Annotated in this window: 9 protein-coding genes; 4 read left to right on the top strand and 5 right to left on the bottom strand. The window is 63.3% G+C overall.

The features are described 5' to 3' along the window. Positions 1-13 precede the first annotated feature (13 nt). Entirely contained in the window at positions 14-973 is a 960-nt protein-coding gene (locus FQ746_RS26055; RefSeq protein WP_144112656.1) for an SOS response-associated peptidase family protein, read from the top strand. Between the two features lie 33 nt (positions 974-1,006). Here the strand turns inward: FQ746_RS26055 and FQ746_RS26050 are convergent, their stop codons facing one another. Beyond that, positions 1,007-1,705 carry an aspartate/glutamate racemase family protein gene (locus FQ746_RS26050; protein ID WP_144112655.1) on the bottom strand — a complete coding sequence of 233 codons (699 nt, stop codon included), beginning with the start codon at positions 1,703-1,705 and terminating at the stop codon, positions 1,007-1,009. Positions 1,706-1,980: 275 nt separating this feature from the next. Between FQ746_RS26050 and FQ746_RS26045 the strand changes: the two genes are divergently transcribed. Beyond that, a complete protein-coding gene (locus FQ746_RS26045) occupies positions 1,981-3,273 on the top strand; it encodes an amidohydrolase family protein (RefSeq protein WP_144112654.1) in 1,293 nt (430 codons plus the stop codon). 92 nt (positions 3,274-3,365) lie between these two features. Here the strand turns inward: FQ746_RS26045 and FQ746_RS26040 are convergent, their stop codons facing one another. Further along, complete coding sequence (locus tag FQ746_RS26040) at positions 3,366-5,474, bottom strand: M3 family metallopeptidase (RefSeq protein WP_144112653.1); 2,109 nt, start codon at positions 5,472-5,474, stop codon at positions 3,366-3,368. 305 nt (positions 5,475-5,779) lie between these two features. On the opposite strand from FQ746_RS26040, the gene FQ746_RS26035 reads away from it, so the two are divergent. Next, the gene (locus FQ746_RS26035) at positions 5,780-6,880 is read left to right on the top strand and encodes an acyltransferase family protein (protein ID WP_144112652.1); all 1,101 of its coding nucleotides are present in this window, start codon (positions 5,780-5,782) and stop codon (positions 6,878-6,880) included. A 60-nt stretch (positions 6,881-6,940) separates the two neighbouring features. Here the strand turns inward: FQ746_RS26035 and folD are convergent, their stop codons facing one another. The 3 genes from folD to fixL form a co-directional block, all read right to left on the bottom strand. Beyond that, complete coding sequence (folD, locus tag FQ746_RS26030) at positions 6,941-7,819, bottom strand: bifunctional methylenetetrahydrofolate dehydrogenase/methenyltetrahydrofolate cyclohydrolase FolD (protein ID WP_144112651.1); 879 nt, start codon at positions 7,817-7,819, stop codon at positions 6,941-6,943. A gap of 219 nt (positions 7,820-8,038) precedes the next feature. Next, positions 8,039-8,683, bottom strand: coding sequence for an oxygen response regulator transcription factor FixJ (gene fixJ, locus FQ746_RS26025; RefSeq protein WP_144112650.1), 645 nt, complete (start codon positions 8,681-8,683; stop codon positions 8,039-8,041). Next, positions 8,680-11,196: an oxygen sensor histidine kinase FixL gene (gene fixL / locus FQ746_RS26020; RefSeq protein WP_144112775.1), complete on the bottom strand. Its 2,517-nt coding sequence runs from the start codon at positions 11,194-11,196 to the stop codon at positions 8,680-8,682. Before fixL ends, fixJ begins: the two co-directional genes overlap by 4 nt. Before the next feature lie 276 nt (positions 11,197-11,472). Between fixL and aceE the strand changes: the two genes are divergently transcribed. Then, positions 11,473-14,169 (top strand): pyruvate dehydrogenase (acetyl-transferring), homodimeric type, encoded by a 2,697-nt coding sequence (gene aceE, locus FQ746_RS26015; RefSeq protein ID WP_144112649.1) that lies wholly within the window; start codon positions 11,473-11,475, stop codon positions 14,167-14,169. The last annotated feature ends 16 nt before the right edge of the window (positions 14,170-14,185 follow it).

Raw genomic sequence — 14,185 nt, 5'->3', positions numbered from 1 at the left:
AACGGAGGCGTCCATGTGCTATTCGGCTCAGATTCAGGCGGACTTTCGGCAATACGTCAGGATGTTCGGCGCGCAGATGAGCATCGAGGAATTCGCGCGACTTTTCTTCGAACGCGCCGAGGGCAGCAAGGCGAAAATTCCAAAGGGCATGGAAGACGCGTTTCGCGCGCCGCAATCCGATGCCGAGCGCGACATCGCGGCGCTCATCGCGAGCTTCGATACACAGCAGACGGCGCAACTGGAGCAAGACCTGTTCAGGCAGCGCACCCGTCTCGCGGATGCCGAGCGCACGCTGCAAACGCGAGTCACGAAGGCGGCCACCGAAAGCCGGCGGATTGCGACGGACAAGATCGCGTGGACGCTTGGCCGTCTGGACGATTTGAAGCGAACCGAGCCGCAGCTTCGCGACTCACGCATTTTCCCCGGTCATTACGCGCCGGTGATGGTCATGGAAAACGGCTGGCGCGTGATCCGGCCGATGCGCTATCAATGCCGTCCCGCCGGAAAGCCCGCGTTTTACGATGTCAAATTCCCCGGCACGTACAACGCGCGGCGCGACAACCTCGAAGGATTCTGGAAGCCGCTGTTCGGTTACTTGCACGGAGTCATGATCGTGAGCGCGTTCTACGAAAACGTCTCGCGCGCGAGGCTGGAAGGCCGCGAACTCGCGGCAGGAGAGCAGGACGAGAACGTCGTGCTCGAATTCCGGCCGGACCCGCCGCAGGACATGCTGGTCGCCTGTCTCTGGTCGCACTGGACGAGCAAGGGCGAAGCGGACCTGCTGTCGTTTGCGGTTATTACCGACGACCCGCCGCCCGAAATCGCGCTGGCCGGTCACGACCGCTGCATCATTCCCATCAAGCCGGAAAACGTCGATGCATGGCTAAATCCCGAGCCCGGCAATCTGGCCGCGGCGTATGCGATTCTCGACGATCGGGAACGCCCGCGTTATGAGTACCGGCTGGCGGCCTGAGCGGCCTCTGCGGCCTCAGCGGCGTTAGCGCTGTCATGCCGCATCGATCGCCCATTGAACTGCCGCCTGCGCATGCAGCGCGGTGGTGTCGAACACGGGCAGCGCGGAGTCGTCCGGTTTGATCAGCAAGGTAATCTCCGTACAACCGAGAATGACGGCTTGCGCGCCGCGTGCCGCCAGGGTGTCGATGATCCGTCGATACACTTCGCGCGACGCATCGCTCACCACGCCATGGCACAGCTCGTTGTAAATGATGCGATGCACGTCGTGACGTTCGGCTTCGGTGGGAATCAGGACATCGAGCCCATAGCGCTCGCGCAGACGGTCTACATAGAAAGCCTGTTCCATCGTATAGCGCGTGCCGAGCAGACCGACGCGACCGATGCCCGCCGCGCAAAGCGCAACACCCGTCGGGTCGGCAATGTGCAGGAACGGTATGCTCACGGCCTGCTCGATCGAACTCGCCACGCGATGCATCGTGTTGGTCGCGAGCAGAACGAGATCGGCGCCGCCACGTTCGAGTTGCCGCGCGGCGTCGGCCATCTGCTCGCCGAGCGCGGGCCAGTCGCCGGCGCGCTGTGCGGCTTCGATCGTCGCGAAGTCGAGCGTGAGCAACAGGCTGCGCGCATTGTGATGGCCGCCGAGCCGGTCCTTCGCATAGCGGTTCAGAAGCCGGTAGTACTCGGTGGACGATTCCCAACTCATTCCGCCGATCACGCCGATGGTTTTCATGTGTCTGTTCCGCGAAGAGAAACGCTAGCCGGTGGCGCACGAGTATAGGTCGGCATGCGACGCCGGCGCCGGTACGGATAAGCCGCCGCGCGCCGGTACACGAGGCGGGCGTTTTGGTCCGGACGCATGTCCGAAGCACAACAGAAGCAGACCCGAAGCAAACCCGAAGCACGCCCGAAGCCGAGAAAACCCGCCGCACGTTTTCTGACGCCGATAGAATCGACAGCACTTAGAAGCCGCTCGAACGAATGAGACCGGCTCAACAGGAGCGATACATGGACCTGATCATCCGCCACGCGATGCTGCCGCCGAGCGCCGCATCGCACCAGAAACACCCGGTCGACATCGGCATCGAGGCCGGTCGCATCGTCGCCGTCGAGCCGACTCTGGCCGCGAGCGCACGCGAAGAAATCGACGCGGCGGGCTCGCTCGTCACGCCGCCATTCGTCGATCCGCACTTTCATATGGACGCCACGCTGTCGTACGGTTTGCCGCGCGTGAATGCGTCGGGCACCTTGCTCGAGGGCATCGCGTTATGGGGTGAGCTGAAGCCGGACCTCACCCAGCAAGCGTTGATCGAGCGCGCGTTGCAGTACTGCGATTGGGCGGTCGCGCGCGGGCTGCTCGCCATCCGCAGTCACGTGGACGTCTGCGATCCGCGATTGCTGGCCGTCGAGGCGCTGGTCGAAGTAAAGCGGCGGGTCGCGCCGTATCTCGACTTGCAACTGGTCGCCTTTCCGCAAGACGGCATCCTGCGCAGCGCCGGCGCGTTCGACAATCTCAAGCGGGCGATTGCACTGGGCGTCGACGTGGTCGGCGGCATTCCGCACTTCGAGCGCACGATGGCCGATGGCGCGCAGTCCGTGCGGCTGCTGTGCGAATACGCGGCAGAGCAGGGCCTGCGCGTCGACATGCATTGCGACGAATCGGACGACCCGATGTCGCGTCACATCGAAACGCTCGCGGCCGAAACGCATCGGCTCGGTTTGCACGGGCGCGTGACCGGTTCGCATCTGACGTCCATGCATTCGATGGACAACTACTACGTCAGCAAACTGTTGCCGCTGATGCGCGAGAGCGGCGTGGCGGCGATTGCCAATCCGCTGATCAACATCACGCTGCAGGGGCGCAGCGATACGTACCCCAAGCGGCGCGGCATGACCCGCGTACCGGAGATGATGGCGGCCGGCATCACGGTCGCATTCGGCCACGATTGCGTGATGGACCCGTGGTACAGCCTCGGCTCGGGCGACATGCTCGAAGTCGCTCACATGGGCTTGCACGTGGCGCAGATGACGGGCGTCGACGGAATGCATGCGTGTTTCGATGCGGTGACGGTGAACGCGGCGCGCATTCTGGGGCTGGAAGGCTACGGTATCGCGCCGGGCTGCGCGGCCAATCTGGTCGTGCTCGACGCGCGCGATCCGGTCGAAGCAATCCGCCTGCGCGCCGCGCGTCTCGCGGTGGTGAGCCGCGGCAAGGTGGTGAGCCGCGCGCCGGCGGCGCGGGCGAGTTTGTCGCTGGAAGGACGGCCGCAGCAGGTCGATTTCAAGCTGCATCGCGGGTAGTGTTTTTGCGGACGCGACGATGAAAAAAGCCGGCGCCTGTTTGCACAGGTCGCCGGCTTTTGCGTTGCCACCTACGATGCGTCAGGCCACGCTCAATGCGCCGCGCCCGGCGTCATGCCGTTATGACGCAGCAGCGCGTCGATATTCGGCTCGCGGCCGCGGAACGCCTTGAACGATTCCATTGCCGGGCGGCTACCGCCCACTTCCAGAATCTCCTTGCGATACCGCATGCCGGTCGCCTGATCGAGCACGCTGCCGCTCGCGTTCTGCGCGGCTTCTTCGAACGCCGCGTAGGCATCCGCGGACAGCACTTCGGCCCACTTGTAGCTGTAGTAACCCGCCGCGTAACCGCCCGCGAAAATATGGCTGAACGTGTTCGGCCAGCGCGAGAACGACGCTTGCGGAATGACGTGGAAGCGTTCGTTGATCTCGCTCGCGAGTTCGGTTGCGCTCTTCGTGCCGCCTGCATCGAAGTCGATATGCAGTTGCATGTCGAACATCGACAGCACGATCTGGCGCAGCGTGCCGAGACCGCTCTGGAAGTTCTTCGCGGCGAGCATCTTGTCGAACAGGTCGCGCGGCAGCGGTTTGGCCGTTTCGACATGCGAGGTCATGTCGGAGAGCACGTCCCACTCCCAGCAGAAGTTCTCCATGAATTGCGACGGCAGTTCGACAGCATCCCACTCCACGCCGTTGATACCCGACACGCCCAGTTCGTCGACGCGCGTGAGCATGTGATGCAGACCATGCCCGAATTCGTGAAACAGCGTGATGACTTCGTCGTGCGTGAAGCAGGCCGGCTTGCCGCCGACCGGTGCGGAGAAGTTGCAGGTGAGATACGCGACCGGCGTTTGCACGCGGCCCTGCGTGTGCTTGTGACGGCCGCGCGCGTCGTCCATCCATGCGCCACCGCGTTTGCCTTCGCGTGCGTACAGGTCGAGATAGAACTGCGCGACGAGCCCGCCGTCCTGGTTTTCGACGCGGAAAAAGCGCACGTCCGGATGCCACACGGCCGCTTCGTCACGGCGGATGCGCACGCCGAACAGCGTCTCGGTGACCTTGAAGAGACCCTTGAAGACGGCGTCTTCCGGGAAGTACTGTTTGACTTCGTTTTCGGAGAACGAGTAACGCTTCTGACGCAGACGCTCGGCGGCGTAGGTCGTGTCCCACGGTTGCAGGTCGGTCATGCCGAGTTCGTTCGCGGCGAACTCGCGCAACTCTTTCCAGTCCTGTTCGGCATGCGGACGCGCGCGGGTCGCGAGGTCTTCGAGGAAGGCCATGACCTGCGCCGGCGATTCGGCCATTTTCGGTGCCAGCGAGACTTCGGCGAAGTTCGCGTAGCCGAGCATGTGCGCTTCTTCGGCGCGCAGCTTCAACTGGTCGGCGAGCACCTGCGTGTTGTCCCATTCGGGCTTGCCGTTGCCGTATTGCGCGCCGAGTTCGGACGCACGCGACACGTACGCGCGATACATCGCTTCGCGCATTGCGCGATTTTCCGAATACTGCAGCACGGGGAAATACGACGGGAAATGCAGCGTGAACTTGTAGCCGGTCTTGCCTTCGCGTTCGGCGGCTTCCTTCGCGCCTTCGATCACGTCTTCCGGCAAACCGGCCAGTTGCGCTTCGTCACCCGCGGCGACCAGATACGCGTACGCGTTCGTCGCATCCAGCACGTGATCGGAAAACGCTTTGGACAACGCGGCCTGGCGTTCCTGCAGTTCGGCGAAACGCGGTTTCTGGTCTTCCGGCAATTCGGCGCCCGACAGACGGAAATCGCGCAGCGCATTGCCGAGGATTTTCTTGCGCTCGCCGGTGAGGGCCGCGAAATCGTCGGCGGCGTTCAGGGCCTTGTATTTGTCGTAGAGCGCCAGGTTCTGGCCGACGCTCGACCAGAATTCGGTCACGCGCGGCAGGTTTTCGCCGTAGGCGGCGCGCAGTTCGGGGGTATCGGCGACCGCGTTCAGGTGGCCGACCACGCTCCAGGCGCGCGAGAGCGGTTCGGTGGCGCGTTCGACCGGCTCGACCACGTCGGCCCATGACGCAGGCGTGATCGGCAGGGCCGCGCGTTCGACGGCGGCGCTGGCATCGGCGAGCAGCACATCGAGGGCGGGCGTGACATGTTCGGGACGGATTTCGCCAAAGCGCGGCAGGTCGGAAAAATCGAGGAGCGGATTGTCGTGAGTCGAGGGGGTAGTGGACATAAGGCTTCCTGTCTGACGCGGGTGAATGACGCGCATGCTCGACGCGATTGATACGAGTAGGGCGACGTGCGGTTGATCGGCGGCTCGCCCGGCTTTTCGCCCGACGAAACGCCCGATAGGGACAGTATTGGGGCGGGTAGGCCGATTCCAATCCGTTGGCCGACAAATTATCAGATGTCGGGGCGGTGCGGGGGCCAGCCTGTCTCGCCGGCGTGCTTTGTGCGACGGCGAACGGTCCGGATTGCTGCCATGCCGCATTCTGGGGTCTCGCTGACGCTTTGCGGCGCCCACTGTCCGAGGTATCGATGAACCCGCTTTCGCACGCTCTCTCGCGCAAGGGCAACAATTTCGACCTGGTGCGGCTGCTGGCGGCCATCGCGGTCGTTTATGGCCATTCGTACATTCTGCAGGCGCCCGACGGCGCGACCGACTGGGTTGAACGCGCGCTCGGCTTCGACGGCTTGGGCGCGCTCGGCGTCTACGCGTTTTTTCTGCTGAGCGGCATGCTGGTGACGGCCAGCTTCGATCGCCAGCGTTCGGTGGCGCGCTTCGCCGCATTGCGTATCGCACGGTTGTGGCCGGCGGTGGCGCTCGGCTCGCTCGTGACCGTGTTCATCATCGGGCCGCTGTTCACGACGCTGCCGCTGCGCGAGTATTTCGCCGACGGCATGACGTGGGCGAATCTCGACAACTTTTCCACCATCGTGCTCAAGGCCGGTTGGGCGCTGCCCGGCGTGTTCGAGCACAACCGCTTTCCCGTCGATATCTGCGCGCCGCTGTGGACGCTGCCGCTCGAAGTGCGCTGCTATCTGATCGTCATGCTGACGGGCTTCGTCGGGCTGCTGTCGAGCCCGCGCGGCATCGCGCTCGCGGCGCTGCTCGGCTGTGCGGCGTTCGTGCTGCGGGTGCACGTGCCGCATCTGGAGATCGGTTTGCGCGATTTCAGCGAAACGCCCGGCGGCTATTCGTTCTGGCCAGAGCCCTTCTTCATGCTGGGCATGCTGCTGTATGGATGGCGCGAACGGATCGATATCAACGGGCTGACGGCGCTGGCGTTCACCATGGTGTTTCTGGTGTTCCGCGATACGGCCGGCGGCCAGCCGCTGTTTTATCTGGCGTTCGTGTATGGCGTGCTGTGGGTCGGCACGACGCCGCTGCTGCGGCGTTTCGTGCCGCGGCATGACTACTCGTACGGCATTTATCTGTACGGTTTCATGGTGCAGCAGTGCATCGCGAATCTTGCGCCGCAGTGGAGCCATGTGACGGCGCTGCTAGTGGCTGCGCCGTGCATTCTGGCTTGTGCTGCGCTGTCGTGGCACGGCGTGGAGCGGCCGGTGCTCAAATGGTGCCGGGCGCGCCTCGCGCGCCGGTCCGGTCCGCTGGGTGCGGAGGTGGCGGCGCGCTGAGGTAGTGGGCTGAAGCGGTGGGCTAAAGCGGCGCGGAGGTTTTCGTGCCGCCTTGCTGCTTCAGTTCGTCGCGGTGTTGGCTTCGGCCTGATCGGCTTCGCGTTCGGCCGCTTCGACCGTATTGACCAGCAGCATCGTAATGGTCATCGGGCCGACGCCGCCCGGCACCGGCGTGATGTAGCCGGCCACTTCCTTCACACCGGCGAAATCCACGTCGCCGCACAGCTTGCCGGCGTCGTCGCGATTCATGCCGACGTCGATCACCGCCGCGCCCGGCTTCACCATGTCCGCGGTGAGCACGTTGCGCAAGCCAGTGGCGGCCACCACGATATCCGCGTTGCGCGTGTGCGAGGCCAGATCGCGGGTCTTGCTATGGCAGATCGTGACCGTCGCGCCGGCTTCGAGCAGCAGCAGCGCCATCGGCTTGCCGACGATGTTCGAGCGGCCGATCACGACAGCGTTCGCGCCTTGCAACGGAATGTCGTACGCGGCGAACATTTTCATCACGCCGTATGGCGTGCAGGGACGAAACAGCGGCCGGCCGGTCATCAGCGCACCGGCATTGGCGACGTGAAAGCCGTCCACGTCTTTTTCCGGCGCGATTGCCTCGATCACCTTGTGACTGTCGATATGTTTGGGCAGCGGCAACTGCACCAGAATGCCGTGGATGGCCGGATCGTTATTCAGTTCGTCGATGCGTGCGAGCAACTCTTCTTCCGGCAGATCGGCCGGGTAGCGGTCGAACGACGAGCCAAGACCGTTGTCGTGACAGGCCTTGACCTTGTTGCGCACATACACTTCGCTGGCCGGATTGTCGCCCACCAGCACCACGGCGAGGCCCGGTTGATGGCCACGGGCAGTGAGGGCGGCGGCGCGCGTGGCGAGGTCGGCGCGCAGGGTCTTGGAAAGGGCTAGGCCGTCGATCAGTTTGGCAGTCATGGTCGGTCGAGAAGGGCAGATTGGAAAGCGGAGGCACGCCGTGAGCGCGGCAGCGGAGTCGGGCACCGTTGCGAAGTGCGACATTATACCGGCCTCGTCGTGCGGCTTAAGCGGCAATCGCGGGCGAGGGCGGGGAAGAAAAGCAGGCAAAAAGAAAGCCCACGACTGCTCGTGGGCTGCGGCACGCGGCGCGCCCTGACGGGCACGCCGGCTCTACGTTTACTGCGCGGCTTGCGGCTTGTTCGACAGCGCCAGACGCAGCAGGTCGGCGACGGTGTTCACGTTCAGCTTCTCCATGATGTTGGCGCGATGCGCTTCCACCGTTTTGATGCTGATGCCGAGGTCGTCGGCGATCTGCTTGTTCAGACGGCCGGCGATGATGCGCTCGAGCACCTGGTGCTCGCGTGCGGTCAGCTTGCCCAGACGTTCCGCGGCGGCGCGCTGTTGCTGGACGCTGCTGCTTTCGCTGCGCGCCTTGTCCAGCATGCGCTCGACCAGCTTGCGCAGTTCGGCCTCGTCGAACGGCTTTTCGATGAAGTCCATCGCGCCTTTCTTCATGGTCGACACGGCCATCGGCACGTCGCCGTGACCCGTCACGAAGATGATCGGCAAAAGCGTGTTGTCGGCGATCAGGCGTTCCTGCAGTTCGAGACCGCTCATGCCGGACATCCGCACATCGAGGATCAGACAGGCGATCTGGCCCGGATGCTGATGCGGCTGCCACGCGTCGATGAACTGCTCGGCGCTGGAGAAGCATTGCACGCGGTAGCCGTTCGCCTCCAGCAGCCAGCGCAGCGAATCTCGCACGGCCTCGTCGTCGTCGACGACAAAGACTGTTTCCTGTGTGGTGACTGGGCTGTTCATAGCTCTCCCGTAACGGTTTGTGGTGTCGGCGCCCGTGACCCGCCGTTGCTCGGGTCGTCAGGCTCTCCAATGGGCAGACTGCAATGGAACGTGGCGCCTGTGATATGGCCGTCGGATTCGACGTTGTTGACGACCCACAGACGGCCACGGTGCGATTCGATGATCGAACGGCAAATGTTCAGCCCCATGCCCATGCCATCGGACTTGGTGCTGTAAAACGGTTCAAAGAGACGCTCGGCGGTCGCTTCGTCGACCCCCGGCCCCTGGTCGACGACGCTGATGCACACGAAGCCGTTCTCCAGTCGCACGACGACGCGAATGACCGGATCGACGGCGTTAGGGCGGGCTTCGGCCATTGCTTCGGCGGCGTTCTTCAGCAGGTTCACGAGCACCTGTTCGATCAGCACCGGGTCGACGTGAATGACCGGCAGCCGCGAGCGCAGATCGGTGACGATACGGATGCGCCGCTTGCGCGCTTCGATTTCTGCGAGACCGATGGCGTCCGCGACGATATCGGACACGCGCGCGGCCTGGCGCTTCGGCTCGCTGCGTTTGACGAACTCGCGAATGCGCTTGATGATCATGCCTGCTCGCACGGCCTGCTGGGCGGTTTTTTCCAGCACCGGCAGCAGATTGTCGGGCGTGGTGCGCCCCGATTTGACCAGTGCGACGGTGCCCGAGCAATAGTTGTTGATGGCGGCGAGCGGCTGGTTGAGCTCATGCGCGAGCGACGAGGCCATTTCGCCCATTGTCATGAGCCGGCTGGTGAACTGGAGCTTTTCGTCCTGCTGACGCGACAGTTCCTGAGCCTGCTTGCGCGTGGTGATGTCGGTCGCGATCTGCATCTGCGCGAGGTGGCCGTCCACCCACTGGATGTACTGACGGCGCACTTCGAACCATTTCTGGATGCTTTCCACGTAGATTTCCTGCGCATCGGCGGTACTTTCGGTCAACGCGGCCGCGGGTAGCCCGGCATAGGTATCCACCATATCGATGGAATCGGACGACGCCTGTGCGCTATCGAACCCGCCGCCCGCTAATTCCAGATGCCCGTCCGGGCGAATGCCGAACAGATGCCGGTAGTAGCGGTTGGCGAACAGCAGTTCGGCTTCGTCGGCGGCCAGCACGGAGACGGCGGCGTCCAGGCTTTCCAGCACCGTGGTGAAGCGTTCGTGCGCGGCGGCCAGTTCTTCGCGCGCGCGTTTCGGCTCGGTGATGTCGGTCATCGACGACATCCAGCCGGTCTGACGGCCCGAGCTGTCGATCAGCGGCGAGACGTAGAGGCGCGCGTGGAACGACGAACTGTCTTTGCGGCGCACGCGCAGTTCGAACCCCGAGGAGGGCGCCTTGCCGCGCAGCGTCATGTCGAGCTGGCGCTGCATTTCCGGATAAGCGTCGCGCGGCCAGTAAGCGAACGGCGCGTGCTTGCCGACCAGATCGCTTTCATCCCAGCCCGTCATGCGGCAAAACGCCGGATTGACGTGGGTGATGCGGCCGTGCATGTCGAGCACGCGCATGCCGATCAGCACCGAGTTTTCCATCGCGCGGCGAAAGAACGCTTCGGCGTACAGCGCCTGCTGCGCTTCGAAGCGTTGCCGCGTGTGTTTCCACAGACTCCAGAGACTCCACAACACGAAACACGACAGGCCGGCGACGAGCCAGACCAGCGTGTTGTTGGTGAAGTTGGTCATCTGCGGATACGCGTACACGCGCACCGAGACGCCCTGACCGGGCGGGTCGAGCGGCAGGTCGTAGAACATGTCGCGCGGCAGGCGCGGACGGGTGGACGTGGTGGTCAACTCGCGGTTGTTCACGTCGATGATCGAAATCTTGTACTTCGCCGACAACTCAGCTGGAATGTCGTGCTTCAGGATGCCTTCTACCGAGAACACGGCGGCAATCGTGCCGAGAAATTCGCGGTCGCGATACACCGGGGTTTGCAGCGTGATGTAGCCGTTATGCAGGTCGTCGTAGATGAGCGGCGAGTAGACCTGGCGGCGCGTCGTGCGGGCTTCGGTAAAGGCCGCCTTGACGGCTTCGTCCATCTGCGCGTCGTTGGGTTTGGCGAGCCGCTGGCCGAGTACCGGCAGCGGGGTATTCGGCCAGCGCGGCTGCTGCTGGCTCGTGTACCAGTTCATGTAGAGGATCTCGGGATGACCCTGCATGATGTCCGCGGTCGTCGTCTGGAACGACTGCGGGTCGCCGTGGCCGGCGACCAGGTCGCGGGCAAGTGCCTGAACCTGTTCCTGCGCGCCTGTCATGGACAGGCGGATTTGCTGCTGCGCCCACGCGACGTTGCGGTACAGCGTGTCTTCCTGTTGCTGCTGCTCGCGCCGGTTCAGACTCCACAAAATCAGGCTCATGACGACCAGAAAAACGAGGATCGACAGCAGCGGCGTGAGCAAATAGGAGTTCGACCACCATGGTCCATGGTGCCAGCGGGAGGACGGCGTCGAATCCGCCGGCGTACCGGCGGTGCGCGCCGAGCGAGCGAAAAGCCGTTCGGTCAACATGCGTGGCATTGTAGCGCAGCGTGTGCCTGGCAAATGGCGCAAAAAAGCGCAGAAAGTCAGGTTATTCGGCGCAAACTAGCCGATGTATCTGTCGATCGGCAGTCAAATCAGGTTGCGCCGCAACAATTTTCCGCATTGTGAGAAGTGATCTCGTAATTCGAAAATTTTGTTGCACGGACGTCGGGACCCCTTTTACAATTCGGCCGAAGCTGCCGCGGCCGTGCTTTGTCCGCGTCGTCTGTTCAAAGAGCGTTCCTCTATATCCAGGAGACGAGCATGTCCGCTGTACCTGATGAAGTCATGAAATATGTCGCCGCCGAAAAGGACGACGATCCCCAGGAAACCGGCGAATGGCTGGAAGCGCTGGATGGCGTGATTTCTGCTGTGGGCCCCGACCGCGCTCACTACCTGATCGAAAAGCAAATCGAATTCGCCCGCGTGCACGGCGAACACCTGCCTTTCTCGGCAAACACCCCCTACATCAATACGATTCCGGTCGCGCGTCAGGCGAAGATTCCCGGCGACCAGGACATCGAACACCGCATTCGCTCGTACACCCGCTGGAACGCCATCGCGATGGTGTTGCGCGCCGGCAAGGAAACCAACGTCGGCGGCCATATCGCCTCGTTCGCCTCCGCCGCGACGCTGTACGACGTCGGCTTCAACCACTTCTGGCATGCGCCGTCGCCTGAACATGGCGGCGACCTCGTGTTCGTGCAGGGCCATTCGTCGCCGGGTGTGTACTCGCGCGCGTTCCTGCTCGGCCGTCTGAAAGAAAGCCAGCTCGACAACTTCCGTCAGGAAGTGGGCGGCGAGGGCATCTCCTCGTATCCGCACCCGTGGCTGATGCCGGACTTCTGGCAGTTCCCGACCGTCTCGATGGGCCTCGGCCCGATCATGGCCATCTATCAGGCGCGCTTCATGAAGTACATGCAGGCGCGCGGTATTGCGAAGACCGAAGGCCGCAAGGTCTGGGCGTTCCTCGGCGACGGCGAAACGGACGAACCGGAATCGCTCGGCGCGATCGGGATGGCCGGGCGCGAGCGTCTGGACAACCTGGTGTTCGTGATCAACTGTAATTTGCAGCGCCTCGACGGTCCGGTGCGCGGTAACGGCAAGATCATTCAGGAACTCGAAGGCGAATTCCGCGGCGCGGGCTGGAACGTCATCAAGATCGTCTGGGGCAGCCGTTGGGACTCGCTGTTCCAGCGCGACAAGTCGGGCGCGCTGATGCGCCGCATGATGGAAGTCGTCGACGGCGAATATCAGACGTACAAGTCGGAGTCGGGCGCGTTCGTACGCGAGCACTTCTTCAACACACCGGAACTGAAGGCGCTGGTCGCCGAATGGTCCGACGACGAAATCTGGAACCTGAACCGCGGCGGTCACGATCCGCACAAGATCTACGCGGCGTTCACGGAAGCCACGCAAGCCAAGGGTCAGCCGACCGTCATCCTCGCGAAGACGATCAAGGGCTACGGCATGGGCGAAGCCGGCCAGGCCATGAACATCACCCACCAGCAGAAGAAGATGCAGGTGGAGCAGCTGAAGAAATTCCGCGACCAGTTCCGTCTGCCGATCGCCGACGAAGACCTCGTCAACCTGCCGTATCTGAAGTTCGACGAAGGCTCGAAGGAACTCGAGTACATGCGTGCGCGTCGCCAGGAACTCGGCGGCTATCTGCCGGCGCGTCGCCAGAAGGCGGACTCGCTGCCGGTGCCGGCGCTCGACGTGTTCGAGCCGCTGCTCAAGGGTACGGGCGAAGGCCGCGAGATTTCCACGACGATGGCGTTCGTGCGGATTCTCAACATCCTGCTGAAAGACAAGGCGCTCGGTAAGCGCGTCGTGCCGATCGTGCCCGACGAGTCGCGTACCTTCGGTATGGAAGGCCTGTTCCGCCAGATCGGTATCTGGAATCAGGACGGCCAGAAGTACGTGCCGGAAGACTCCGATCAGCTGATGTTCTATCGCGAATCGGAAACCGGTCAGATTCTGCAGGAAGGGATCAACGAAGCCGGCGGTATGTCGGACTGGATCGCCGCCGCGACGTCGTACTCGACGCACGGCGAGATCATGATTCCGTTCTACATCTTCTATTCGATGTTCGGCTTCCAGCGCATCGGCGATCTGGCATGGGCGGCGGGCGACATGCGCTCGCGCGGCTTCCTGCTGGGCGGCACGGCCGGACGCACGACGCTGAACGGCGAAGGTCTGCAACACGAAGACGGTCACTCGCTGCTGTGGGCGGCTTCGGTGCCGAACTGCATCAGCTACGACCCGACGTTCGGTTACGAACTCGCGGTCATCATGCAGGACGGTCTGCGTCGCATGGTCGCCGACCAGGAAGACGTGTACTACTACATCACGGTGATGAACGAGAACTACGAACACCCGGCGATTCCGCAGGGCGAGTCCGTAGCGGCCGACATCATCAAGGGCATGTACGCGTTCCGCAAGGCCGAAGCCGACAGCAAGGCGCCGCGCGTTCAGTTGATGGGCGCGGGCACGATCTTCAACGAAGTGATCGCCGCCGCCGAACTGCTGAAGAACGACTGGGGTGTCGCCGCCGATCTGTGGAGCGTGCCGAGCTTCACCGAACTCGCGCGCGAAGGTCATGAAGTGCAGCGCTACAACCTGCTGCACCCGACCGAAGAGAAGAAACTCTCGCACGTCGAGAAGCTGCTGAAGGACGCGCAAGGTCCGGTCATCGCGTCGACCGACTACGTGCGTGCGCTCACCGAGCAGATTCGCGCTTTCGTGCCGCAGAAGTTCGTCGTGCTGGGCACCGACGGTTATGGCCGTTCGGACACCCGCGAAAAGCTGCGCCACTTCTTCGAAGTGGACCGCTACTGGGTCACGGTTGCGGCACTGAACGCACTCGCAGACGAAGGCACGATCGAACGCAAGGTCGTCGCCGAGGCGCTCAAGAAATACAACCTTGATCCCGCCAAACCCAACCCGATGACCGTCTAAGGCATCCTTCCCCGTG

Source organism: Paraburkholderia sp. BCC1886, from assembly GCF_900996245.1.
Lineage (GTDB): Bacteria > Pseudomonadota > Gammaproteobacteria > Burkholderiales > Burkholderiaceae > Paraburkholderia.
This window is presented reverse-complemented; position numbering and strand designations above follow the sequence as displayed.